This is a genomic window from Paracoccus sp. PARArs4 (assembly GCF_947311865.1).
GTDB lineage: Bacteria > Pseudomonadota > Alphaproteobacteria > Rhodobacterales > Rhodobacteraceae > Paracoccus > Paracoccus zeaxanthinifaciens.
Map to the genome: position 1 here is coordinate 90,000 of NZ_CAMZMW010000002.1, position 24,033 is coordinate 114,032.

The window sequence follows — 24,033 nt, forward strand, 5'->3', positions numbered from 1 at the left end:
GCGGAACGTCGTCATGGGCAGGGGAGGCCCGTGGCGACAGGCGCGTTCCGCGCACCGAGGGAGGAGACATGACGGAAAGCCAGGCGCCTGCGGGCGAATTGCGTTCCATACCCGCGCTTCTGGCGCGGAACGTGGCCCGCTTCGGCCACAGGCCGGCCTATCGCGAGAAGGAATACGGCATCTGGCAGAGCTGGACATGGTCCGAGGCCGCCGACGAGATCCGCGCCCTTGCACTGGGGCTGCTGGGGCTGGGGCTGCGTCCGGGCGATCATGTCGCCATCATCGGTCGCAACCGGCCCGCGCATTACTGGGGCATGGTCGCGGCGCAGATGTGCGGCGCCGTGCCCGTTCCGCTGTACCAGGATGCCGTCGCCGAGGAGATGGCCTATGTGCTGGGCCATTGCCGCGCGCGCTTCGTGATCTGCGGCGACCAGGAACAGGTGGACAAGGTCCTCGAGGTCGCCCGCACCGTCGAGGGGATCGAGCAGATCCTCTATACCGACAAGCGGGGGATGCGGAAATACGACCATTCGCAGATGAACGCGCTGGCCGATGTCCAGGCCGAGGGCCGGGCCGCGAAGCAGCGCCTGCAGGGCGAGCTGGACGCGCGCATCGCTGCGCTGGATTACGACGCGACCTGCGTCATGCTCTATACCAGCGGGACGACGGGCAAGCCCAAGGGCGTGGTCCTGTCCAACCGCAACATCATCGAGACCGCGAAGAACAGCGCCGATTTCGACCGGCTGGACCGGAGAGAGGAGATCGTCGCCTATCTGCCGATGGCATGGGTGGGCGATTTCATCTTCTCGATGGGGCAGGCCATGTGGTGCGGCTTCACCGTGAACTGCCCCGAGGGGGCGCATACGATGATGACCGACCTGCGCGAGATCGGCCCGACCTATTTCTTCGCGCCGCCCCGCGTCTTCGAGGGGCAGCTGACCAGCGTGATGATCCGCATGGAGGATGCGGGCCGCCTGAAGCGCGCCATGTTCGAACGCTTCATGAAGGTCGCCCGCCGCGTGGGGCCGCAGCTTCTGGACGGGCAGCGGGTGGGGATCGGCGACCGCATCGCCTACGGGCTGGGGAACCTGCTGGTCTTCGGACCGCTGAAGAACACCCTGGGCTACAGCCGGATCCGCGTGGGTTACACCGCGGGCGAGGCGATCGGTCCCGAGATCTTCGATTTCTACCGCAGCCTCGGGATCAACCTGAAGCAGCTCTATGGCCAGACCGAGGCATCGGTCTTCATCACCCAGCAGCCCGACGGGCAGGTGCGCTCCGATACGGTCGGCGTGCCCAGCCCCGGCGTCGAGGTCCGCATCGCGGACAGCGGAGAGGTCTTCTATCGCAGCCCCGGCACCTTCGTCGAATATTTCGACAACCCCGACAGCACCGCATCCACCAAGGACGCGCAGGGCTGGGTCGCCACGGGCGATGCGGGCTTCTTCGAGGACGGCAGCGGCCATCTGCGGATCATCGACCGCGCCAAGGACGTGGGCAAGATGGCCGACGGGTCGATGTTCGCGCCCAAATATGTCGAGAACAAGCTGAAGTTCTATCCGGCGATCCTCGAGGCGGTGGTGATCGGCAACGGGCGCGACTTCTGCACGGCGATGCTGAACATCGACCTGACGGCGGTGGGCAACTGGGCGGAACGCAACAACATCGCCTATGCCAGCTACCAGGAGCTTGCGGGTCATCCGCAGGTCTATGCGACGCTGCGCGAGCATGTCGAGGCGGTGAACCGCTCCGTGGCCGACGACCCGATGCTGTCGGGCTGCCAGATCCACCGCTTCCTGATCCTGCACAAGGAACTGGACCCCGACGACGGAGAGATGACGCGCACCCGCAAGGTCCGTCGCGCCGTCATCAACGAGAAGTTCCACGACTTGGTCGACGCGCTCTATGACGGCAGCGCCGAGGTCCGTACCGAAACCGAGGTCACCTACGAGGACGGCCGCAAGGGCAGCATCAAGGCCGTGCTGCGGATCGAGGACGTTCCCGTCTTCGGTCAGGCCAGCGCACGGAAGGTGGCGGCGGAATGAACAGCATGACCGACGAATACGTGACCGAGGACGGCCGCCGCATCGGCGGGACCGTCATGGACCTGCGCAACATCACCCTGCGCTTCGGCGGCGTGGTGGCGATCAAGGACATCAGCTTCGACATCCGCCAGGGAGAGATCCGCGCGATCATCGGCCCGAACGGGGCGGGCAAGTCCTCGATGCTGAACGTCATCTCGGGGTTCTATGTCCCCCAGGAAGGCGAGGTCTGGTTCAAGGGCTATCGCCGGGGGCCGATGAAGCCCTACCAGGTGGCGCGGCTGGGCATCGCCCGCACCTTCCAGAACATCGCCCTGTTCGACGGGATGAGCGTTCTGGACAACATCATGACCGGGCGCCTGAACCGCATGAAGTCGGGCTTCCTGTCGCAGGCGATGTGGTGGGGCCGCGCCGAGCGCGAGGAGATCGAGCATCGCGAGGCGGTCGAGAAGATCATCGACTTCCTCGAGATCCAGAACATCCGCAAGACGCCGGTGGGGCGGCTGCCCTATGGCCTGAAGAAGCGGGTCGAGCTGGCCCGCGCGCTGGCCGCCGAACCGCAGCTGCTGCTGCTGGACGAGCCGATGGCCGGCATGAATGTCGAGGAGAAGGAGGACATGTCCCGCTTCATCCTGGACGTGAACGACGAGTTCGGCACCACGATCTGCCTGATCGAACACGACATGGGCGTGGTCATGGACCTGTCCGACCGCGTGGTCGTCATGGATTACGGCCGCAAGATCGGCGACGGCACCCCCGACGAGGTGCGCAACAACCAGGACGTCATCGACGCCTATCTGGGGGTGGCCCATGACTGACCGCTTCTTCCCGGCCCCGAAAGGACGCATCTGATGGACCAGCTTATCTTTGCCGGAGAGGTCTTCCTGAACGGGCTGATGACCGGCGTCATGTACGCGCTGGTGGCGCTGGGCTTCGTTCTGATCTTCAAGGCCTCGGGGGTGTTCAACTATGCCCAGGGGGTGCTGGCGCTGTTCGCGGCGCTGACGCTGGTGGGCATCCAGCAGGGGCAGATACCCTTCGCCCACCTGATCAACGCGGCCTTCGGCACCAGCCTGCACCATTTCGGCTGGACCGTTCCCGCGGTCCTCGCCATCGCGCTGACCGCCGGCGTGATGGTGCTTCTGGCCTTCCTGATCGAGAAGCTGGTCCTGAAGCATCTGGTGGGCCAGGAACCCATCATCCTGTTCATGGCGACGATCGGGCTTGCCTATTTCCTGGAAGGCCTGGGCGACGTGATGTGGGGCGCGGACATCAAGACGCTGGACGTGGGGCTGCCGCAGGGCATTTCCGACGCCATCGAGTCCACGACCGCGAACTGGTTCGGCTATGGCTTCTTCATCGACCGGCTGGACATCTGGGCCACGGTCATCGCGGCGGCGCTGGTCGCGGCGCTGGTGGCCTTCTCGCAATACACCAAGCAGGGGCGCGCGATGCGGGCGGTGGCCGACGACCACCAGGCCGCGCTGTCGGTCGGCATCAGCCTGCGCTTCATCTGGGTGATGGTCTGGTCCATCGCGGGCTTCGTGGCGCTGGTCGCGGGCATCATGTGGGGCACCAAGTCGGGGGTGCAGTTCAGCCTGTCGCTGATCGCGCTCAAGGCGCTGCCGGTGCTGATGCTGGGGGGCTTCACCTCGATCCCCGGCGCCATCGTCGGCGGGCTGATCATCGGCGTGGGCGAGAAACTGTTCGAGTTCCTGATCGGCCCCATGGTGGGCGGCGCGACCGAGAACTGGTTCGCCTATGTGCTGGCACTGCTGTTCCTGGTCTTCCGTCCGCAGGGCCTGTTCGGCGAACGCATCATCGAGCGGGTGTGACAATGGCTGACATCAACGAAACCCGGATGATCGAAGGGGCATCGGCATGATCTATCGCGAGGCTGGCGACTTCAAGACGAGCTACCGCTCGGACGGGCAGACCTTCCCGATCCGGCTGGACCGGTGGGGATATTACGCGGTGCTGGCGGTGGCCTTCGGGGTGCTTCCCTTCGTCATCGACGACTACTGGGCGAACGCGGTCTTCGTGCCGTTCCTGATTTATGCGATCGCGGCACTGGGGCTAAACATCCTGACCGGATATGCGGGTCAGGTCAGCCTGGGGACCGGGGGCTTCATGGCCGTCGGCGCCTATGCGGTCTACAAGCTGATGACGGCATTTCCCGACATCAACGTCATGATCCACATCCTGCTGGCGGGGGGGATCACCGCGGGGGTCGGCGTGCTGTTCGGCCTGCCCAGCCTGCGCATCAAGGGCTTCTATCTTGCGGTGGCGACGCTGGCCGCGCAGTTCTTCCTGGTGTGGCTGTTCAACAAGGTGCCGTGGTTCTACAACAACTCGGCCTCGGGGCAGATCACGGCGCCGACGCGCACGGTCCTGGACATCGCGGTGACCGGCCCGACGGCGACGGCGCCCGCGAAATACCTGACCTGCCTCGTCTTCGTGGTGGCGCTGGCATGGGTCGCGCGGAACCTGACGCGCGGCACCATCGGGCGCAAGTGGATGGCCATCCGCGACATGGACATCGCCGCCGAGATCATCGGCGTGAACCCCCTGGCCGCGAAACTGTCGGCCTTCGCGGTCAGCAGCTTCTTCATCGGCATCGCGGGCGCGCTTCTGTTCGCCGTCTACCTGGGCGCGGCCGAGGTCGGAGAGGCCTTCGGCATCAACAAGAGCTTCCTCGTGCTGTTCATGATCATCATCGGGGGGCTGGGCAGCATCTTCGGCAGCTTCGCGGGCGCGGCCTTCCTGGTGCTGCTGCCGGTGCTGCTGAAGAACACGCTGGTCGGCGGCTTCGGATGGCCCACCGACCTTGCCGCCCATATCGAGCTGATGGTGGTGGGGGCGCTGATCGTGACCTTCCTCATCGTCGAACCCCACGGCCTTGCGCGGCTGTGGCAGCTGGCCAAGGAGAAGCTGCGTCTCTGGCCGTTCCCGCACTGAACCGACCGCCTTCGAAGACCGGGCAACCGGCAGAACATCTCTGGGAGGAGAAAACCGATGAAGACGACTGTCCCCGCACTGGCCGCCGCGATGCTGATGGCCGCAAGCCCGGTCATGGCCGACCTGGTGGTGCCGAACATGTCCTATCGCACCGGGCCCTATGCGGCGAACGGCATCCCCTATGCCGACGGGTTCGCGGATTACTTCACGCTGCTGAACGAACGCGACGGCGGCATCGGCGGGCAGCTGATCCAGGTCCCCGAATGCGAGACGGCCTACAACACCGAGAAGGGGGTCGAGTGCTACGAGTCGCTGAAATCGCAGGACCCGCTGGTGCTGAACCCGCTGTCCACGGGCATCACCTACCAGCTGATCCCGAAGGTCTCGGTCGATGACATCGTGCTGTACACGCCGGGCTACGGGCGGACCTCGGCCAAGAACGGCGAGGTGTTCGAATGGGTCTTCAACGCGCCCGCGAACTACTGGGACGGGGCCTCGGTCGCGGTCAGCCACATCCTGGACCAGGAAGGCGGCGACCTGTCCGGCAAGAAGGTCGCGCTGGTCTATCACAACAGCGCCTATGGCAAGGAGCCGATCCGCACCCTGCAGGGCCTGTCCGAGAAGCACGGCTTCGACCTGCTGGAGATCCCGGTCGACGCGCCCGGCCAGGAACAGAAGTCGCAATGGCTGCAGATCCGCCGCGAGAAGCCGGATTACGTCATCATGTATGCCTGGGGCGTCATGAACCAGGTCGCCATCCAGGAGGCCGTGAACATCCGCTTTCCGATGGACAAGTTCATCGGCATCTGGTGGTCGGGGTCCGAGAACGACGTGACGCCTGCGGGCGCGGGGGCCGACGGCTACAAGTCGCTGACCTTCCACGGCGTGGGGCAGGACTATCCGCTCTATGACGATCTGCGCACGCATGTGATCGACGCGGGCAAGGCCGCGGGCGCGGGCGACCAGATGGGCAATGTGATCTATTCCCGCGGCGTCTATGCGGCCCTCGTGATCGCCGAGGCCATCGCCAAGGCGCAGGAACTTGCCGGCACCCCCGAGATCGACGGCGCACAGCTGCGCGACGGCTTCGAGGCGCTGGAGATCACCCCCGAGCGCATGGCCGAGCTGGGCCTGCCCGATTTCGGCCAGCCCATCGCGCTGAGCTGCGACAACCACGGCGGGGCGGGCCTTGCGCGCATCCAGCAATGGGATGCGGGCGCGGGCGAATGGAGCCTGATCACCGACTGGATCGAGCCGGATGCCGAGATCCTGCAGCCGCTGATCGACGAGGACAGCACCGCCTATGCCCAGGAAGCCGGCATCGAGCCGCGCTGCAACTGATGCGACACCGGGCCGGCGGTCGATCCGCCGGTCCGCCACGCGGGAAAGGGACGCCCATGTTCGACGCCGAACCACAAGAGAGCCTGCTCGAGGTGAACAACGTCGAGGTCATCTACAACCACGTCATCCTGGTGCTGAAGGGCGTCAGCCTGTCGGTCCCCAAGGGCGGGATCACCGCGCTGCTGGGCGGCAACGGGGCGGGCAAGACGACCACGCTCAAGGCCATCTCGAACCTTCTGGCCAGCGAACGCGGCGAGGTGACGAAGGGGTCGATCAGCTATCGCGGGGATCGCGTGTCCGACCTGAACCCGGCGGCGCTGGTCAAGCGCGGCGTCATCCAGGTGATGGAGGGCCGCCACTGCTTCGAGCACCTGACCGTCGAGGAGAACCTGCTGACCGGCGCCTATACCCGCAGCGACGGGGCGGCGGCGGTCAAGCGCGACCTCGAGATGGTCTACGACTATTTCCCGCGCCTGCGCGAAAGGCGGCGCAGCCAGGCGGGATACACCTCGGGCGGGGAACAGCAGATGTGCGCGATGGGTCGCGCGCTGATGTCGCGCCCCGAGATGATCCTGCTGGACGAGCCCTCGATGGGGCTGGCCCCGCAGCTGGTCGAGCAGATCTTCGAGATCGTGAAGGCCGTGAACGAAGGCGAGGGGACGACCTTCCTTCTGGCCGAGCAGAACACCAACGTCGCGCTGCGATACGCCCATTACGGATACATCCTGGAAAACGGGCGCATCGTCATGGACGGCCCCGCCGCCCAGTTGCGCGAGAACCCCGACGTCAAGGAATTCTACCTGGGCATGTCGGACGAGGGGCGAAAGTCCTTCCGCGACGTGCGCAGCTATCGCCGGCGCAAGCGCTGGCTGGCCTGAAGGACGAAGCCATGAGCCATTACGACGACCAGGAGACCCGTGACCATGCGGCACGGGCCGAGGCCCTTGCGACCGTTTTGCCGGCCGCGATCGGGCGTGCCAGGACCGCTCCGGCGCTTGCGCGGCTGCTGCGCGATGTCGATCCGGCCCAGGTGACGGATCGCGACGCGCTGGCCCGCCTGCCGGTCATCCGCAAGTCCGAGCTGTCGGCCGCGCAGAAGCGCCAGCCCCCCTTCGGCGGCTTCACCACGCGGTTGCCGTCGGAATTCGACCATGTCTTCCAGAGCCCCGGCCCCATCTATGAACCGGGCAGGCGCGACGGCGACTGGTGGCGGCTGGGCCGGTTCCTGCACGCATCGGGCGTGGGGCGCGGCGACATCGTGCAGAACTGCTTCGGGTACCACCTGACGCCTGCCGGCATGATGTTCGAGAGCGGCGCGCGTGCGGTCGATGCCGCGGTCCTGCCCGCGGGCGTCGGCCAGACCGAGCTGCAGGTCCGCGCCGCCGTCGATATCGGAACGACCTGCTATGCGGGCACGCCCGATTTCCTGAAGGTGATCCTGGACCGTGCCGACCAGATGAACGAGCGCCTGTCCTTCACCCGTGCCGTGGTCGGGGGCGGTGCGCTGTTCCCGTCGCTGCGCGAGCTTTACGCGGACCGGGGGATCGTCACGCGGCAATGCTATGCCACGGCCGATCTGGGCAACATCGCCTACGAATCCGAGGCGCTCGAGGGGATGATCGTGGACGAGGGCGTCATCGTCGAGATCGTGCGCCCCGGCACCGGCGATCCCGTCCCCGATGGCGAGGTGGGCGAGGTCGTGGTCACGACGCTGAACCCCGACTATCCGCTGATCCGCTTCGCGACGGGCGATCTGTCGGCGGTGATGCCGGGCGACAGCCCCTGCGGGCGGACAAACATGCGCATCAAGGGGTGGATGGGTCGCGCCGACCAGACGACCAAGATCAAGGGCATGTTCGTGCGCCCCGAGCAGGTCGCGGCGCTTGTCGCCCGCCACCCCGAGATCGCGCGCGCCCGCGTCATCGCCGACCGGCAAGGAGAGATGGACGTGATGACCGTGCAGCTCGAGACCGCCGCGCAGGGGGGCGATTACGACGCCACGATCATGGACACGCTGAAGCTGCGCGGCCAGGTCCAGCTGATGGCCCCCGGCAGCCTGCCCAATGACGGCCGCGTCATCGAGGATCGGCGCAACTACGACTGACCGAATGCGGGGCATTTGACCGACCGCCTTGCGCGATGCGTCCCTTCGGCCAATCTGGGGCATCGGATCAGATCGGGGTGTGTCATGGCTGCGGGACGGAAAGCGTCGTCCATCATCATCAAGCGCGTCGAGGGCGCGGCCGAGGCGGGCCATCACGGCGGCGCATGGAAGGTGGCCTATGCCGATTTCGTGACAGCGATGATGGCCTTCTTCCTGCTGATGTGGCTGCTGAACGCCACGACCGAGGAACAGCGCAACGGGCTGGCGCAGTATTTCTCGCCCTCGGTGACGAAGACGCCGGGCGCGGGCAGCGGCATGTCGGGCGAGGGGACCGAGCACGGCGTCCGCCACGCGGTCGAGGCCCCGCTGCCCGACAGCGAGAAGGCGGGCGATTTCGAGGAGACGGCGAAGGCGGTGCAGGATGCGCTGACCGGAACGGGCGCGGAATCCATGCAGATGGCGAACCTGCTGAAGCATGTCGTGACCCGCATGACCGACGAGGGGCTGGTGATCGAGGTCGGCGACCTGACCGCCGCGCCGCTGTTCATCGAGGATACGGCCCAGCCCACGCCCACGCTGATGGCGCTGGCGGGCGTTCTGTCGCGGGTGCTGGACCATACGCGCAACCAGCTGGGTGTTGCGGGGCATGTCCGTTCCTATCCCGAGATGCTTGTCGCGTCGCCCGTCTGGGCGCTGTCTGACGCGCGCGCGCACGCGATGCGCAACCTGATGGAGGGGCGCGGCTTCGATCCCGACCGGTTCGAGCGGGTCACCGGCTATGCCGACCGGCGGAACCGGTCGTCGAACCCGATGGACCCCGGGAACAACCGGATCGAGGTGATTTTACTGAGATGAACCTGCGGGCGCCCCGGGATTAACCGAATCTTGAATCTTGGACGGCAAGCTGACGGCAACAGCGTTTCATAAGGATTGCCGTCCATGTCCATGTCCTCTGCCATGAATGCCAGCGTCGCGGGCCTGTCGGCGAACTCGTCCCGCCTGGGAACGATTTCCGACAATATCGCGAATGCCTCCACCTTCGGCTACAAGCGGGTCACGACCGAATTCGACTCGATGGTCGTGGGCAGCGGCGCGGGGCAGTACACGGCGGGCGGCGTCAGGGCCAGCACGCAGCGCATCGTCGATCAGGAAGGTGCGATCGTCACCTCCTCCAGCGCGCTGGATCTTGCGATGTCGGGGCGGGGCATGCTGCCCGTGACCAGCATCACGGACGTGACCAATGGCGGCACGCCCGGCATGATGATGACGCGCACGGGATCCTTCGCGCCCGATGCGAACGGCGTCCTGCGGACCGCGAACGGGCTGGTGCTGATGGGATGGCCCACGACTGCGGATGGCGATACCGGGGCCGTGTCGCGCGACACGGCAGCGACGCTGCAGCCGATCCGCATCGACGCGAACACGCCCGTCGGCGACCCGACGACCGAGGTGTCCCTGGGCCTGAACCTGCCCGCGACCGAGACCCGCCCCGATGGCAGCACCGCCGCCCTTCCGCTGAGGGTCGAGTATTTCGGCAATCTCGGCACGACCGAGTCGCTGGACATCCGCTTCACCCCCGTCCAGTCCAATCCCGACGGCATGTCGAACACCTGGACCGTCGAGATCGACGACAGCCAATCCGCCACCAACCCGATCGCGACCTTCACCGTCACCTTCGATTCCAGCCAGGCGAATGGCGGCGCGATCCAGTCGGTCGTCGCGACCTCGGGCGCGGCATACGACGCGGCTTCGGGGACGATCCCGCTGACGGTCGGCGGCGGCCAGATCGACCTGTTCGTCGGCACCCCGACCAGCAGCGGCGGGCTGAAGCAGTTGGCGGCAGGGTTCTCGCCCTCGAATATCGCGAAGAACGGATCACCCGTGGGCAAGCTGGTGAATGTCGAACTGGACGAGCAGGGCTTCCTGATGGCGACCTATGACACCGGCGCGGTCAAGTCGCTCTACAAGGTGCCGGTGGTGGATGTGCCGAACCCCAACGGGCTGGTGGCGCAGGAAGGGCAGGCGTTCATCGCATCGCCCGAATCCGGCGGCTTCTACCTGTGGGACAGCGGCGACGGGCCGACCGGCACGATCACCGGCTATGCACGCGAAAGCTCGACCACGGATATCGCGCAGGAACTGACCTATCTGATCACCACGCAGCGGGCCTATTCCTCGAACGCGAAGATCATCCAGACCGTGGACGAGATGCTGCAGGAAACCACGAACATCAAACGCTGACCGCAACCCGCGCAGGAGATACGGGATGAGCATTGCACAGGCCATTTCCAGCGCGATGTCGGGTTTGACCGCCACCGCACGTGGAACCGAGACGGTGGCCGCCAACCTGGCCAACGCCATGACGCCCGGCTATGCCCGGCGCGAGACCGTCGTCAGCGCGCAGACGCAGGGCGGCGCGGGCGGGGTGCGCGTGGACGGCATCGCGCGGATCGTGAACGCGACCCTGCTGAACGAAAGCCGGATCGCGTCGTCGGCCAGCAACGAGGCGCGCGTCATCTCGGCCTTCCAGGGCGCGATGGAAACCCGCATCGGCCTGCCCGGAGAGCCTGCGGCCCTAAGCACCGCGCTAAGCGATTTCCAGACGGCGCTGGCCTCGGCCGCGACGCGCCCGGATGACGAGATCCGGCTGACGCAGCTGGCCAGCGCGGCCTCGGCCCTGGCGGGGCGGCTGAACGGCGCATCGGATGCGGTGCAGGCGGCGCGCGGGGCCGCGCAGACCGCGATCGCCGCCGATATCGAGACGCTGAACGCGTCCCTTTCGCGGGTGGCCTATCTGAACACGCGGATCGCTGCGCTGGACGCCGACGGGACCGATGCCTCGACCCTGCGGGACGAACGGCAGGTTGCGATCGATCGCATCGCGGGGATCGTCCCCGTGCAGGAGGTCGCGCGCGAGGGCGGCAAGGTCGCATTGTTCACGGCGGGCGGTGCGGTGCTGCTGGACGGGAACCTGCCCGCCACCTTCGGCTTCCAGGGCGACGGTCAGGTCACGGCCGACCAGTCGTTGGGGGCAGGGCTGAACCTTCCGACCTTCAACGGCAAGCCGCTGGAAGAGGGTCAGATGAAGCTGTTCGCGGGCGGCTCGCTTTCGGCGCAGTTCGAGATCCGCGACCAGCTTGCCCCCCAGATGCAGGCCGAACTGGATGCGCTTGCGATGGACCTGCGCGACCGGTTGCAGGCGGCGAATGGCGACGAGGTCTTCGTCGATCCGATCGGCGGCGATCCGGTCGGGATGGCGGGCCGGATCGCGCTGAACCCGCTGGCGGACACGCGTGCCAGCGGAAATCCGGCATGGCTGCGCGACGGCTTCGGCGGTGGTCCTGCCAATGCGGCAGGCGATGGCAGCCGCATCGGCGGCATGATCGCCGCGCTGGAGGATGCCGCGGATCCCGCAGGCAGCGCTGGCCTGTCGGGGCGGGCGACGCTGGCCGATCGCTTCGGCACGGTCGAGGCCCGCGTCTCGACCCGCCGGATCGAGGCCGAGGGCGATCTCGCGATCCGGCAGAGCCGGGTCGAGACGATCTCGGGCAGCCTGCTGGCCGATGGGGTCGATACCGATGCCGAAATGCAGAAACTGCTTCAATACGAACAGAGCTATGCCGCCAATGCCCGCGTCCTCGTGGCCATCGACGAAATGCTCGACCAGATCCTGAGGATGTGACCATGACCGTGACGGGAACCGGCGATCAGGCCCGCGCCTATGCATTGCAGCTGTCGACGAACCGGCTGAAGGCGACGATGAACACCCTGACCCAGGAGGTGGCCTCGGGGCAGGTCGCGGATCTGGGGCAGCGCGTCCAGGGCAATACGCGCACGCTGAACGATATCGAGACCCGGCTGGCGGGGACGCGGCAGCTGCAGCAGAACGCCAGCGAGGCCGCGAACCAGCTGGAGGGGCTGCAGAACATCTTCGAGGCCGTGCGGCTTGGCACGGGCAACCTGGGGATCGAGCTGGTCTCGGATCCGCTGCTGGAGGGAGGCTTCTCGTTGCAGACGCGGATCGGGCAGGTGGCGACCACCTTCGAGACCGTCGTCCAGCAGCTGAACGGCATGAATGCGGGCCGTTTCCAGATGTCGGGGACCGCAACGGACACGCGGCCGCTGGCCTCTGCGCAGGAAATGCTGGACCAGCTGATGATCGTGGTCGGCGGCGCGACGGATGCGGCCTCGGTGCAGGCGGCGGTGTCGGGCTGGTTCGACGCGCCCGCGGGCGGGTTCAGCGACAGCGCCTATCGCGGGAATACGGATGCGCGGACGATCCCGGTATCCGAAGGGGTCGAGGTCGCGATCACGACGAATGCGGCCAGCCAGGGGGTTCGCGACCTGCTGAAGGGCCTTGCCATGATCGCGCTGATGGATCGCGGCGTGCTGGCGGGCGACAGGGCCGCACAGGGCGAACTGGTGCGCGCGGGTGGGCAGGCGATGATCGCCGCCGACACCGCCATCCTGACCGAGATGGGCAGCATCGGCCTGAAGCAGGAGGTCGTCGAACGCGCCCGCGTGACGAATACCGCGGCAATTTCCACATTCGAGATCGCGCGCACCGATATCCGTGGCGCCGACGCCTTCGAGACCGCCGCCGCCCTGACCGAGGTCGAGGGCCAGCTCGAGGCGCTCTATGCGGTGACGGCACGGCTGTCGCGCCTCAGCCTTGTGGACTACCTGCGGTGAGGGGGCTGGTTTCGGCGATCCTGATCTGGCTGACGCTGGCCGGCTCCGTCGCGGCGGTGCCGGTCCGCATCAAGGATCTGGCGGATTTCGACGGGGTGCGCGGCAACGACCTGGTCGGCTACGGCCTTGTGGTGGGCCTCGACGGGACGGGCGACGGCTTCCGCAACGCCCCCTTCACCGAAGAGATGCTGGCCGGCCTGCTGGAGCGGCTGGGCGTGAACGTGACCGATGACGCGTTGCGGTCCAAGAACGTCGCTGCGGTGATCGTCACGGCGACCCTTCCGCCCTTCGCGCGGTCGGGCAGCCGGATCGACGTGAACGTGTCGGCCATCGGAGATGCGGGCAGCCTGCTGGGCGGAACGCTGGTGATGACCCCGCTGAAGGCCGCGGATGGCAACATCTATGCCGTGGCGCAGGGGTCGATCATTGCCGGGGGCGCTGCGGCTGCGGGCGACGCGGCGCGCGTGGTCGAGGGGGTGCCGACCACCGGCAAGATCCCCGTCGGCGGCCGGGTCGAGCGTGAGGTCGAGTTCGACTTTGCCGGTATCGACAACATCCGCATCGCGCTGCGCAACGCGGATTTCACGACCGCCACGCGGGTCGAGGACGCGATCAACCGCGATTTCGACCGGCAACTTGCGATCACCCAGGACAGCGGGACGATCGTCGTGAACTTCCGCAACCTGGGCGATGTGAACCCGGCGCGCGTCCTCGGGCGGATCGAGAACCTGACGATCGAGCCCGAGGATCGCGCCAAGGTCGTCATCGACCACAAGTCGGGCACCATCGTCGTGGGCGAACGCGTGCGGATTTCCAGGGTGGCGGTGTCGCAGGGGAACCTGACGCTGCGCGTGGCCGAGGCACCCGTCGTCTCGCAGCCGAACCCGTTCGCGCAGGGCGAAACCGTGACGGTGCCCCGCACCGCCGTCGATCTGCAGCAGGAACCGGGCCTCGGCTTCGTCGAGGTCGCGGGCGAGACGAACCTGTCGGACCTGGTCGCGGGGCTGAACGCGTTGGGGGTCCGTCCGCGGGACATGATCGACATCCTCAAGTCGATCCATGCCGCCGGCGCGCTTCATGCCGACCTGATCGTCGAGTGACCCCTAGCGGGGGCGCCAGGCCCCCGCCACCGCCGAGGCATAGAGCGCGGTCGTCCCCGCCCTCGTTTGTCGATAGAGGCCCGCCTGCCGCAGCAATGTCGCGCAGCGCGGGCCGTTGGCCGTCAGGGCATCGCAGAAGGTTTCGAACACGCGCCGGTTCGCAGGGGTCAGAAGATCCGCGACAGGGGCGATCGCGTCGCGGTTGGCCCGAAGCCAGTCGCCGTAATCTCCCGACATCAGCTTGCGCAACCGCAATGCCATCGCCAGCGCCGTATCGTTCCGGCCGACCTCGGACCGGCCATGCTGGCGATATAGAAGGCAGGGCTTCGGATCATGGATCAGCCGAGCGCCTGCACCCGAGGTGACCTGATACGCCCACCAGTCATGCGAGGGAACCTGCGCGCGGATGGCCGAAGGCGCGGCAATGCGCAGCAGGCGGACTGCATCCGCCGAGAAGACCGAGGCGTTCCCCGCCATGATCGCCTGCACCAGCGCGTTCCGGAACCCGAGCGGCCTGCGGAAATACCGCGATCCCGTCAGCGGATGCAGGTCCTGGTCCGCGATGATCGTGCGCGCGGCGTAATGGACGGGCGCATCGGTCGCCACATGGGTTGCCGCGCGCGCCAGCTTGTCCGGAAACCAGTGATCGTCCTGATCGCAGAAGGCCATCGCGGCGCCTTGGGGAACCTCGTCGATCATCGACAGGAAGTTCATCGTTGCGCCCTGGCGCGGCCCGCGCCGGATGCGGACCTGGCCCGCTGGACGCGAAGCGGCAAAGTCGGCGGCGATGCGCGGCGTCGCATCGGTCGATCCGTCATCCGAGATGACCAGCGACCAGTCGCAATGCGTCTGCGCCGCGATGCTGGCAAGCTGCCGCGGCAGATGCTCGGCCCCGCGATAGGTGGCAAGTAGGATGGTGATGTGCTGCGGCATGTGTCCCGACCGGATGCGCTGGTTGCATCGCTTGTGGCGCGGGCGGCTGGACATGACAAGGCCGCGCCCCGTGGTGGGGCGCGGCATCATGCCGGTCGGGATCAGCCCTGCTGGCGGGCGATGTCCTCGATCAGGACGGCGTCGATGGGCAGGTCGGTCACGCCCCGGGCGGCCTTCAGCAGGTCGTCGCGAAGCTGCGCGAGGTTGCGATCCACCGTGTAGTTGCCGTCGAACCCGCCGGTATTCGCATGGATCATCAGCTGCCGCAGAAGCGCGTCGCGCAGCGAATGTTCCTTCTTCTCGACGGCCTCGATCGTCTCGGCCCCGGTCCGCAGCGTCAGCGTCAGCACCATGATGTCGTTCATGGTCCCGCGACGCACCAGCGGCACGAAGAACTGCGAGGGGAAGGTGAAATAGGTCTCGGCCTTCGGGTCCTCGCTCGGCTTGGCCTCGGCATGGGGCGGGTCGCCCTCGGGCGGGGCGGGGCGCAGCATGTCGCCCGCCATCGCCCCCCCCACAAGGGCGATCAGCGGCAAGGCGATCGGCAGAAGCTTCTTGATCATCGGGTCACCTCAATAGGGAAGCAGGATGTCGGCGATCTGCTGGCCGTAGCGCGGCTGCTGCACGTCGGTGATCTGCCCGCGCCCGCCATAGCTGATGCGCGCGCCCGCGATGCGGTCATAGGCGATCTCGTTCTGGCGGTCGATGTCGCCGGGCCGGACGAAGCCGCTGACGGTCAGCTCGCGCAACTCGAAGTTCACGCGCACCTCCTGGGTGCCCTCGATCTGCAGGGTGCCGTTGGGCAGCGTGTCGATGACGGTCGCGGCGACCCGCAGCGTCAGCCGATCGCGCCGCGAGATGTTGCCGCTGCCGCGATAGGTCGAGGACGAGGACGCATCGGCCAGTTCGTCCATGCTGGCCCCCTCGGGCAGCTTGCGGTCCAGGCGCTGCGGGATGCCGGCCATCTGCGGGATCGACACGCTGTCCTTCGAGGTCCGGTTGCGACCGCTGCTGTTGGACAGCTCGGCGCTGTCGTCGATCTCGATCACGACGGTCAGGATGTCGCCGCGGATCGCCGCGCGCCGGTCGCTGATCAGCGACGACCCGCCCCCCGCCCACAACGAGGCCGCAGCCTCGGGGCGGCCGGAATCGACCGGCAGGTCCAGCGGCGGGTTCGTCATCGCCATGAATTCCTCGGTCTGGTGGATCGGGGTCAGTTCGGGTGCCTGGCCGACCTGGGCCGCGCGACCGCAGGCGGTCAGCGTCAGGGCCAGCGCAAGGAAATGGGCGGGTTTCACGGACATTCTGTCTTCCTTCGGATGGGGTCAGCGCGGGACGGACAGGCTGCCGTCGGGCATGACCTGCGCGGTGATCTGGGTTTTCGAGGCAAGGTTCATGGCGCGGATCAGCTCTCCCTCGGCGCCGTCGGACAGGGCGCGGGCCTCGGTGTCGATGCGCAGCGATCCGCGCTGGAAGCTGAGCCGGACGATCTGGTTGCGCCCGATCAGGCGGGGTGCCTGCAGCATGTTGGCATGCAGCGGGCGTCCCTCGTAGACGGTGATGCGCGTCTGCATCCCGATCGCGGCCGAGGGATCGGTCAGCCCCGGGCGGTCTGTGTCGATCACGCGCAAATCGGCCGCGGTGACGACGGTGCCGGCGGGCAGGGTGCGCGCCGCGCCCAGGCCCCCCGCGCAGGCGATGCCGGGCATCAGCGCCAATGCGATGAACAGGCCCCGCATCAGCGCACCTGCACCGTGGCGCCCAGCATCTGGTCGGCGGCGGTGATGACCTTGGCGTTCAGCTCGTATCCGCGCTGCGCCTTGATCAGTTCGGTGATCTCGCGCACCGCATCGACCGAGCTTTCTTCCAGATAGCCCTGCCGCAGGGTGCCCAGGCCCTCCTCGCCCGGATTGACGACCTGCGCGCCGCCGGATGCCGCGGTCTCGATGAACAGGTTCGATCCGATCGCCTCGAGGCCCTTCTCGTTGGAAAACCCCGCAAGGGTGATCTGGCCCAGAAGTTCGGGTTCGACCCGGTCGGCGAAATAGGCATGCACCTCGCCCCCGGCATTGATCGCGACGGCGCGCGCGTCGTCCGGTATCGTGATGTTCGGCACGAGGGGATAGCCGTCCGAGGTGACGATCAGCCCGTCCGCGGACCGCTTCAGCCCCCCGTCGCGGGTATAGCCCGAGATGCCGGACGGCAGCGTCACCTCGAGGTATCCGCCGCCCTCGATGGCGACGTCCAGATCGCCGCCGGTCTGGGCCAGCCCGCCCTGTTGCAAATTGACGCTGACGGCGGTGGCGCGCACGCCCAGGCCCAGCTGGACGCCCACGGGGATCACGGTCCCGTCGGCGGCGGTCACGCTGCCGGGGCGGGCCGCCTGCTGGTAATGCAGGTCCGCGAATTCGGCGCGGCGGGCGTTGTAGCCGGTGGTGGACATGTTCGCGAGGTTGTTCGAGATGACCTCGACGCGGGTCTGCTGCGCGCTCATGCCGGTGGCGGCGATCTGAAGGGCTCTCATGGGGGTTCCTTAACGGGTCATGGCGGTGATCGCGCCGCGGATGCGCTGATCCTCGCGGTCCAGAAGGCTCTGGCCCAGCTCGTAGGCGCGCTGGACCTCGATCATGCGGGTGATCTCGAAGACGGGATCGACGTTCGATTCCTCGAGGAAGCCCTGGCGGATGCGGGCATCCTCGGCGGGTTCGGGGTTGCCTGCGAAGGCGAAGGACGTGCCGCCCTGGCGTGTCAGGTCCTGCGGATCGGGCGCGGCGAAGACGCCCACGCGGCCGAAGGGCACCCCGTTCGAGGACAGCGTTCCGTCCGCACCCACCACGACATTCGCGGCCCCGGCGGGCAGGATGATCGGGGCCTGCCCCTCGTCCATCAGGCGGTGCCCGTCCGAGGTCATCAGCTCTCCCTCGGGCGAGGGGGTGAAGGCGCCCGCGCGCGTCAGGCGCAGCCCCTCGGGGGTTTCGACCATGAAGAAGCCGTCACCTTCTATCGCAAGGTCCATCTTGTTGCCGGTCTGCGTCAGGACGCCCTGCTGCAGGTCCAGAAGCCTGCCGCGCGCATGGGCCATCGACAGCGTGTCGCCGCGCCCGTCCACGGCGGACAGATGTTCCGCGAAGATCACGCCCTCGCGGCGGAAACCCGCGGTGTTCGCATTCGCGATGTTGTTGGCCACCACCCGCATTTCGGCCAGAAGTCCCGATTGGCGCGTCAGCCCGGCATAGATCGCGTTGTCCATGGCTCAGCTTCCCGCGACCAAGGGGATGACCTCGCCCAGGTAGAAATCGGCAAGTGCGGTGGTCATGAAGCTCATCGAAACCCAGAAGACGACCAGCATCAGGCCCACCTTGGGCACGAAGGTTAGCGTCATCTCCTGGACCGAGGTCAGCGCCTGGAACAGGCCGATGACGACGCCCGCGACCAGCGCGACGCCCAGCAGCGGGGCCGAGATGCGCACCGCGATCAGCAGCGCCTGGCGCAGCATGTCGAACAGGATCGCGTCGCCCATCAGACCGGCATCCTCAGGATTTCCTGATAGGCCTCGACGACCTTGTCGCGGATGGCGGTGACGGTCTGCATCGCCAGCTCGGCCTCGGCGATGGTCTGGACCAGCTGGTGCGTGCTGCCCTGGCCGGTCATCGCGGCGGTCGCGGCCTGGTCGACCTGCGCCATCTGGGCGGCGAATTCCTCGGCGGCCTGTCCGGCGCGGGCAAGGGGCGCCGCGGTCGCGTCGGGGGCGACGGCGGCGCGGGCGGCGCTGTAGGCGCTGGCGGCATTCATTGCGGTGATCATGGGGTTCTCCTCAGCGGCGGATCAGGTCCAGAAGTGCGCCGCTCATCTCGCGGCTCTGCTCGAACATGCGCAGGTTGGCTTCGTAGCTGCGCCCGGCTTCGCGGGCGTCGGCCAGCTCGATCACGAGGTCCACGTTCGAGCCGTCGTAATAGCCCTGGGCATCGGCCATCGGATGTGCGGGGTCGTGGATGCGGGGCAGGGCGCTGCGGTCCAACTGGACCCGGCCTGCCGCGACCTCGCCCGTGGGGCGGCCCATGGCGACGGCCTGTTCGAATGCGACCAGCTTGCGGCGGTAACCCGGCGTGTCGGCATTCGCGATGTTTTCGGCGCTGTGACGCAGACGTTCGGACTGCGCCCGCATCCCCGAGGCCGCAAGGCGCAGGGGCGAGATGGGTTCGCTCATTCTGATCTTCCCTTGGTTCAGTTCCGGCCGAGGCCGCTGCGCATCAGGTCCAGGCCCGACCGATAGACGGCCAGCGACAGGTCGTGCTGACGCTTCACGTCGGCCGCGCGGACCAGCTCCTCCTCGAGCGAGACGGAATTGCCGTTGGGCGACATGGGCGTCGCGGTTTCGGCAAGGCGCGCGGCGCCGGGCGTCCAGTCGGGCGCGGGCAGGTGGCGCGGATCGCTGACGCGCAGCGCGGTTCCCTGCGCGAAGCTTTCCTCGAACTCGCCCAGGTCCGTCGCGCGGTATCCGGGCGTGTCCGCATTGGCGATGTTGCGGGCGGTGGCGACATGCCGGTCCGCCGCATGGGCGGTCAGGGCGCGGGCCATCCGCATCATCTGGATATTCTCAAACATGAGGCTTCTCCTCTGTCTCGATAAACCCGGTCTTAACCCCGAGTCGTTTAGAAAACGTTTCGTGAACCGGGAAAATCGGCGGGGACGGAATGGACAGACTTCACTCGATCGCCGCGCGCATCGCGCAGATGCCGGTGCTGCGGCATCACGGGCGCGTCAGGCAGGTGCATGGCGGCCTCGTCTCGGTCGAGGGGCTGCGCGCCTCGGTCGGGGATCGCGTGGCGATGGCGCGCGACTCGCGCCCGCTGGAGGGCGAGGTGGTGGGCCTTGGGCCGCGCCACGCCCATGTGCTGCCCGAAGGCCCGACCGAGGGGCTGGCCGTGGGGGCGGATGCGGAACTGCTGCCCGCGCCCCGGATCGCGCCCTGCGATGCCTGGATCGGGCGGATCATCGACCCGTTCGGGCTGCCGCTGGACGGGCGCCCGCTGATGCAGGGCGGCTCGACCCGCGAATTTCGCGCCGATCCGCCCCCGGCTGCGGGCCGCAAGCGCCTTGGCGGGCGGCTGGCGACGGGGCTTGCGGTCTTCGACACGCTGCTGCCCCTGGTCGCGGGGCAGCGGATCGGCCTGTTCGCGGGGTCGGGTGTGGGCAAGTCCACGCTGCTGTCGCAGATGGCGCGGGGCGTGCAGGCCGATGTCGTGGTGATCGCGATGATCGGCGAACGCGGGCGCGAGCTGCGCGAATTTGTCGAACGCACGCTCGGCCCCGAGGGGATGGCCCGTGCCGTGATCGTCGCGGCCACGTCGGACCGCTCGCCGCTGCTGCGCCGTCGCTGCGCCTGGGCCGCTATGGCTGTGGCCGAACATTTCCGCGACCAGGGCCGGCACGTCCTGTTCCTGGCCGATTCCATCACCCGCTTCGCCGAGGCGCATCGCGAGATCGCGCTGGCCGCCGGAGAGCCTGCCAGCTATCGCGGCTTTCCGCCCTCGGTCTCGAACCTGATCATGGCGCTGGCCGAACGCGCGGGGCCGGGGCCGGAAGGGGCGGGCGACATCACCGCCATCTTCAGCGTCCTCGTCGCCGGTTCGGACATGGAGGAGCCGGTGGCCGACATCCTGCGCGGCACGCTGGACGGTCACGTCGTGCTGGACCGGGCCATCGCCGAACGGGGGCGCTTTCCGGCCATCGACATCGTGCGATCGGTCTCTCGGTCGCTGCCGGATGCGGCGACGGCCGAACAGAACGCCCGGATCGCGCGGGCGCGCGCCGCGCTCGGGTCATTCGCCGAATCCGAGCTGATGATTCGCGCGGGCCTGCATGCGCCCGGCTCGGATCCGCGGCTGGACGAGGCGGTGAAGCTGCAACCGCAGCTGGACGAATTCGCCGCGATGCGCAGCGCGGGCATCGACGAAAGCTTTGCCGCGCTGGACCGGGCGCTGCGAATTTCCCCAGGACCACGGAACCGCGGCTGATTGATGAATGTTAGAAAGGCTGTCGAAGCATTGAACCTAACAACTTGATTTGCCAGTTTTCCGCCGTCGCGGAAAGGAGCGGCAGACATGGCGATAACAGAGTACTTCATCCGCTTTCTCCAGCGGCGCGACATCCTGAGCGAACGTGATCTGGAACGCCTGAGGGCGATCCAGACCACCCATGTCAGCTATGGCCCCGGAGAGGTGATCGTTCCGCGCGAACGGAACGCCCATCGCAGCTGCATGATGCTGCGCGGCATGTCCGCGCGGTCCCATCAGCTGGTCGGGCGTCCCGACGACCGCGTGATCACGGCGCTGCACGTGCCGGGCGATTTCGTGGACCTGCACGGGTTCGTCCTTGCGGGGCTGGAACATTCGGTCGTGGCCGTGGGCCATGCCGAGGTCGAGTTCATCGACCATGCCGAGCTGTCCGAGATCACCGAGAATTTCCCGCACCTGACCCGCCTTCTGTGGATGGCCACGCTGATCGACGCGGCGATCCACCGCCAATGGCTGGTCGCGGCGGCCAGCCTGCGGTCCAGCGCGCATCTGGCGCATCTTCTGTGCGAGATCTACACCCGCCTGAACGCCGTCGGCGCGGCATCGCAGAACCAGTTCTTCCTGCCGCTTCTGCAGCGCGAACTGGCCGAGATCCTGGGATATTCCCCGATCCATGTGAACCGGGCCGTGCGCGACCTGCGCGACCGGGGGCTGATCCGCTGGACCGGGACCGAGATCACGATCCTCGACTGGCCGGGGCTGGCGGCGCTGGCGCGGTTCGATCCGACCTACCTGGACCTCGAACGCCACGGGCGCTGATCACTGGCACAGCCGCCAGTCGCCGTTGCGCCGCGCCAGATCCAGGTGCAGGTGATCGTCATGCGCCGCGTTCGCGCCCGGACCCAGAACGGTCGTGAAATACAGGCAGGCCGAGGCCCGCGCGCTGCGCTGGAAGGCCATCGCCAGGTCCCCCTCTCGTGGTTCGATGTCGATCGCGGTGCCGTCGTCGAAGACGAAGCGGGTGATGTCGATCGCGCTGCCGGTCGAGTGTTCCGAGGGTTTGGGGTCGTCCTTGCCGGTACCGACGCGGTCGCGGCAGACATGGCCGGGGCCGGTGTCCAGCTGCGTCAGGCGGGGCGCGCCGGGCAGCGCGGCGGCGGCGGGCTTCAGCGCGCGGTCTGCCCACAGCGCAAGCGCGCGGGCCGTGTCGCATTGCAGGACGGGCTTGGCGGGCAGCGCGATCTCGGGGGACAGGCGCATCAGGCGGACGGGGTCGGGAACCGCGCAGTCGCCTTCGCCCTGCGGTTCCAGCTTTTCGTATCGCGCCCCGAAATACAGCAGGGCCAGGTCGCAGGCATCGCCAGCGGCAGCGGCGCCGGCCAGCGCCGACCAGATGGCGACGATGACCGGCAGGACCCTCATTCGGTGGCCTGATCCAGCGGCGGCACGACGAAGCCCTCGGGCAGCACGCTGTCCAGCGCATCGGTCAGCGGATCGGCCTGGGGATCCGGCTGGGGTGCCAGTTCCTCGCGCGTGTCCTCGTGGATCTGCTGAGGCTGGACCGGATCGGCGGGCAGGGTCAGCGGCTGCGCGGGCACGGGTGCGGCCGGGGTCGGCTGCGTCTCGGCGGGCAGGCTCAGGGGCGTGTCCACCGGCATGTCGGTGGCGGGCACGCCCCGGTTCAGCGCATCGGCGATGGTGGTGCCCGTGGGCAGGAACTCGACCGAGGTGCCGCCGATGGAGACCAGCTTGGCCAGTTCCTCGGCATCCCAGTTCGTCAGCCGCACGCACCCGTTCGAGGCGTTGTGGAACAGCTGCGACGGCGTCGGCGTGCCGTGGATCCCGTAGGTCGGCTTCGACAGCCCGATCCAGACCGAGCCGACCGGACCGTTCGGCCCCGGCGGCACGATCAGCGGCTTGTCGTTGTCGCCCTGCCGGAAGTTGACGTTCGGGTTGTAGGTATAGTTCGGGTTCACCGCCACCGTCCGCACGTCATGCGCCCCTTCGGGCGAGGGCGTCGCCGACGAGCCGATGGTGGCGGGATAGTCCACGACCATGTTGCCGTTCGCATCGTATCCCGCGACGCGGCGGGTCGCCTTGTCGATCAGGATGCGCGCCACGCGCCCGCGGATCGGCGGGTTGGGGGCCATGACGCGGATCACCTCTCCGGGGGTGAAGGTCGCGCCGGGGTTCAGGATCGCGATGAAGCGTTCGTCCATGTGGAAACGCTCGGCCAGGCGTTCGGCCACGCTGGTATGGGCCATGGCCGTCATCTGCGCCTTCTCGGCGTAATCGGTGGGGATGGCATCGACCAGCCCCTGCGCGTCGGCTTCGGTGATGGTATAGTCCTGCGTCGCCGGACGTTCGGCATAGGCCTGCAGCAGGTTCCAGACATGCGGGTCCAGCACCCCGTCCATGGGCAGGCTGGCGCGACGCTCGAACGCCATCAGCGCGCTGCGGCTCATCTCTCCCTTGTAGCCGTCGATGACGCCGGGCGAGGTGCCCGAGCGGTCCAGCAGGATCTGCACCTTGGCCGTCAGCGCAGAGCGCCCGCCGGGCAGGTCGCCGCCACCGAACTGTGCGGCCTCGATGGCCTCGGCGGTCAGGGGGGCGTCCTGCGCCTGGACCATGGTCGCGGTCAGGGCAAGCGCAAGAAGGGCGGGGGCCAGCTTGGTCGGCATGGGGTGGAAAACTCCGGTATCGGGCGGGGCGATTATGGCGGTTGGGCGGAAATCCGCCAGATACCCCGCCGGTCACGATCCGGTCAATGAAACATTAATGTCCTGCACGATCTGCAAATTTTCACCGTTGATTTCCACTATGCGGAATGCAATCCTGCCAGTTGA

Annotated in this window: 26 protein-coding genes; 14 read left to right on the forward strand and 12 right to left on the reverse strand. The window is 67.7% G+C overall.

The window, feature by feature from the left end; translation table 11 throughout:
• The first annotated feature begins 68 nt into the window (after positions 1-68).
• The 12 genes from QMZ16_RS01910 (at position 69) to QMZ16_RS01965 (ending at position 14,237) form a co-directional block, all read left to right on the forward strand.
• On the forward strand, positions 69-2,045 hold the full coding sequence (locus tag QMZ16_RS01910; RefSeq protein ID WP_282601907.1) for an AMP-binding protein: 1,977 nt from the start codon (positions 69-71) through the stop codon (positions 2,043-2,045).
• Positions 2,042-2,860, forward strand: coding sequence for an ABC transporter ATP-binding protein (locus QMZ16_RS01915; protein WP_022705963.1), 819 nt, complete (start codon positions 2,042-2,044; stop codon positions 2,858-2,860). The genes QMZ16_RS01910 and QMZ16_RS01915 overlap by 4 nt, the downstream gene beginning before the upstream one ends.
• Before the next feature lie 30 nt (positions 2,861-2,890).
• Complete coding sequence (locus QMZ16_RS01920; protein WP_028725479.1) at positions 2,891-3,877, forward strand: branched-chain amino acid ABC transporter permease; 987 nt, start codon at positions 2,891-2,893, stop codon at positions 3,875-3,877.
• 46 nt (positions 3,878-3,923) lie between these two features.
• Positions 3,924-5,000, forward strand: a complete 1,077-nt coding sequence (locus tag QMZ16_RS01925; protein WP_282601908.1) for a branched-chain amino acid ABC transporter permease — start codon at positions 3,924-3,926, stop codon at positions 4,998-5,000.
• Positions 5,001-5,057: 57 nt separating this feature from the next.
• Positions 5,058-6,341 carry an ABC transporter substrate-binding protein gene (locus tag QMZ16_RS01930; RefSeq protein ID WP_282601909.1) on the forward strand — a complete coding sequence of 428 codons (1,284 nt, stop codon included), beginning with the start codon at positions 5,058-5,060 and terminating at the stop codon, positions 6,339-6,341.
• Between the two features lie 56 nt (positions 6,342-6,397).
• Complete coding sequence (locus QMZ16_RS01935) at positions 6,398-7,219, forward strand: ABC transporter ATP-binding protein (protein ID WP_022705959.1); 822 nt, start codon at positions 6,398-6,400, stop codon at positions 7,217-7,219.
• A gap of 11 nt (positions 7,220-7,230) precedes the next feature.
• Entirely contained in the window at positions 7,231-8,445 is a 1,215-nt protein-coding gene (locus QMZ16_RS01940) for a phenylacetate--CoA ligase family protein (protein ID WP_282601910.1), read from the forward strand.
• Positions 8,446-8,529: 84 nt separating this feature from the next.
• Positions 8,530-9,300 carry a flagellar motor protein MotB gene (locus tag QMZ16_RS01945; RefSeq protein WP_282601911.1) on the forward strand — a complete coding sequence of 257 codons (771 nt, stop codon included), beginning with the start codon at positions 8,530-8,532 and terminating at the stop codon, positions 9,298-9,300.
• Between the two features lie 84 nt (positions 9,301-9,384).
• Positions 9,385-10,686, forward strand: a complete 1,302-nt coding sequence (locus tag QMZ16_RS01950; RefSeq protein ID WP_282601912.1) for a flagellar hook-basal body complex protein — start codon at positions 9,385-9,387, stop codon at positions 10,684-10,686.
• Positions 10,687-10,711: 25 nt separating this feature from the next.
• Positions 10,712-12,127 carry a flagellar hook-associated protein FlgK gene (gene flgK, locus QMZ16_RS01955; protein ID WP_282601913.1) on the forward strand — a complete coding sequence of 472 codons (1,416 nt, stop codon included), beginning with the start codon at positions 10,712-10,714 and terminating at the stop codon, positions 12,125-12,127.
• Between the two features lie 2 nt (positions 12,128-12,129).
• Positions 12,130-13,137 (forward strand): hypothetical protein, encoded by a 1,008-nt coding sequence (locus QMZ16_RS01960; RefSeq protein WP_282601914.1) that lies wholly within the window; start codon positions 12,130-12,132, stop codon positions 13,135-13,137.
• 5 nt (positions 13,138-13,142) lie between these two features.
• Positions 13,143-14,237, forward strand: a complete 1,095-nt coding sequence (locus QMZ16_RS01965; protein WP_282602046.1) for a flagellar basal body P-ring protein FlgI — start codon at positions 13,143-13,145, stop codon at positions 14,235-14,237.
• A 3-nt stretch (positions 14,238-14,240) separates the two neighbouring features.
• On the opposite strand, the gene QMZ16_RS01970 is transcribed toward QMZ16_RS01965, so the two are convergent.
• Genes QMZ16_RS01970 through QMZ16_RS02015 form a run of 10 tightly spaced genes read right to left on the reverse strand, consistent with a single transcriptional unit; the run spans position 14,241 to position 19,775 of the window.
• Positions 14,241-15,260: a glycosyltransferase gene (locus QMZ16_RS01970; RefSeq protein ID WP_282601915.1), complete on the reverse strand. Its 1,020-nt coding sequence runs from the start codon at positions 15,258-15,260 to the stop codon at positions 14,241-14,243.
• An 11-nt stretch (positions 15,261-15,271) separates the two neighbouring features.
• Positions 15,272-15,733 carry a flagellar basal body-associated FliL family protein gene (locus QMZ16_RS01975; protein WP_282601916.1) on the reverse strand — a complete coding sequence of 154 codons (462 nt, stop codon included), beginning with the start codon at positions 15,731-15,733 and terminating at the stop codon, positions 15,272-15,274.
• Between the two features lie 9 nt (positions 15,734-15,742).
• Positions 15,743-16,474 carry a flagellar basal body L-ring protein FlgH gene (gene flgH, locus QMZ16_RS01980; protein WP_022705950.1) on the reverse strand — a complete coding sequence of 244 codons (732 nt, stop codon included), beginning with the start codon at positions 16,472-16,474 and terminating at the stop codon, positions 15,743-15,745.
• 21 nt (positions 16,475-16,495) lie between these two features.
• On the reverse strand, positions 16,496-16,909 hold the full coding sequence (gene flgA, locus QMZ16_RS01985; protein WP_022705949.1) for a flagellar basal body P-ring formation chaperone FlgA: 414 nt from the start codon (positions 16,907-16,909) through the stop codon (positions 16,496-16,498).
• Positions 16,909-17,694 carry a flagellar basal-body rod protein FlgG gene (gene flgG / locus QMZ16_RS01990; protein WP_282601917.1) on the reverse strand — a complete coding sequence of 262 codons (786 nt, stop codon included), beginning with the start codon at positions 17,692-17,694 and terminating at the stop codon, positions 16,909-16,911. The genes flgA and flgG overlap by 1 nt, the downstream gene beginning before the upstream one ends.
• Before the next feature lie 9 nt (positions 17,695-17,703).
• Entirely contained in the window at positions 17,704-18,420 is a 717-nt protein-coding gene (locus tag QMZ16_RS01995) for a flagellar hook-basal body complex protein (RefSeq protein WP_282601918.1), read from the reverse strand.
• A 3-nt stretch (positions 18,421-18,423) separates the two neighbouring features.
• Positions 18,424-18,690: a flagellar biosynthetic protein FliQ gene (locus QMZ16_RS02000; RefSeq protein WP_022705946.1), complete on the reverse strand. Its 267-nt coding sequence runs from the start codon at positions 18,688-18,690 to the stop codon at positions 18,424-18,426.
• Entirely contained in the window at positions 18,690-18,974 is a 285-nt protein-coding gene (locus QMZ16_RS02005) for a flagellar hook-basal body complex protein FliE (protein ID WP_282601919.1), read from the reverse strand. The genes QMZ16_RS02000 and QMZ16_RS02005 overlap by 1 nt, the downstream gene beginning before the upstream one ends.
• Positions 18,975-18,984: 10 nt before the next feature.
• The gene (gene flgC / locus QMZ16_RS02010) at positions 18,985-19,377 is read right to left on the reverse strand and encodes a flagellar basal body rod protein FlgC (protein WP_282601920.1); all 393 of its coding nucleotides are present in this window, start codon (positions 19,375-19,377) and stop codon (positions 18,985-18,987) included.
• Positions 19,378-19,394: 17 nt separating this feature from the next.
• Entirely contained in the window at positions 19,395-19,775 is a 381-nt protein-coding gene (locus tag QMZ16_RS02015; RefSeq protein WP_022705943.1) for a FlgB family protein, read from the reverse strand.
• An 89-nt stretch (positions 19,776-19,864) separates the two neighbouring features.
• Here QMZ16_RS02015 and QMZ16_RS02020 point away from each other — a divergent pair, with 89 nt between their 5' ends.
• Complete coding sequence (locus QMZ16_RS02020) at positions 19,865-21,187, forward strand: FliI/YscN family ATPase (protein ID WP_282601921.1); 1,323 nt, start codon at positions 19,865-19,867, stop codon at positions 21,185-21,187.
• An 87-nt stretch (positions 21,188-21,274) separates the two neighbouring features.
• On the forward strand, positions 21,275-22,006 hold the full coding sequence (locus QMZ16_RS02025) for a Crp/Fnr family transcriptional regulator (protein ID WP_282601922.1): 732 nt from the start codon (positions 21,275-21,277) through the stop codon (positions 22,004-22,006).
• Here QMZ16_RS02025 and QMZ16_RS02030 read toward each other — a convergent pair whose 3' ends face one another.
• Together QMZ16_RS02030 and QMZ16_RS02035 are read right to left on the reverse strand one after the other, a co-directional pair.
• Entirely contained in the window at positions 22,007-22,609 is a 603-nt protein-coding gene (locus tag QMZ16_RS02030; protein WP_282601923.1) for an extensin family protein, read from the reverse strand. It lies immediately after the preceding gene.
• Positions 22,606-23,868 carry a L,D-transpeptidase gene (locus QMZ16_RS02035; RefSeq protein ID WP_282601924.1) on the reverse strand — a complete coding sequence of 421 codons (1,263 nt, stop codon included), beginning with the start codon at positions 23,866-23,868 and terminating at the stop codon, positions 22,606-22,608. Before QMZ16_RS02035 ends, QMZ16_RS02030 begins: the two co-directional genes overlap by 4 nt.
• Between the last annotated feature and the right edge of the window lie 165 nt (positions 23,869-24,033).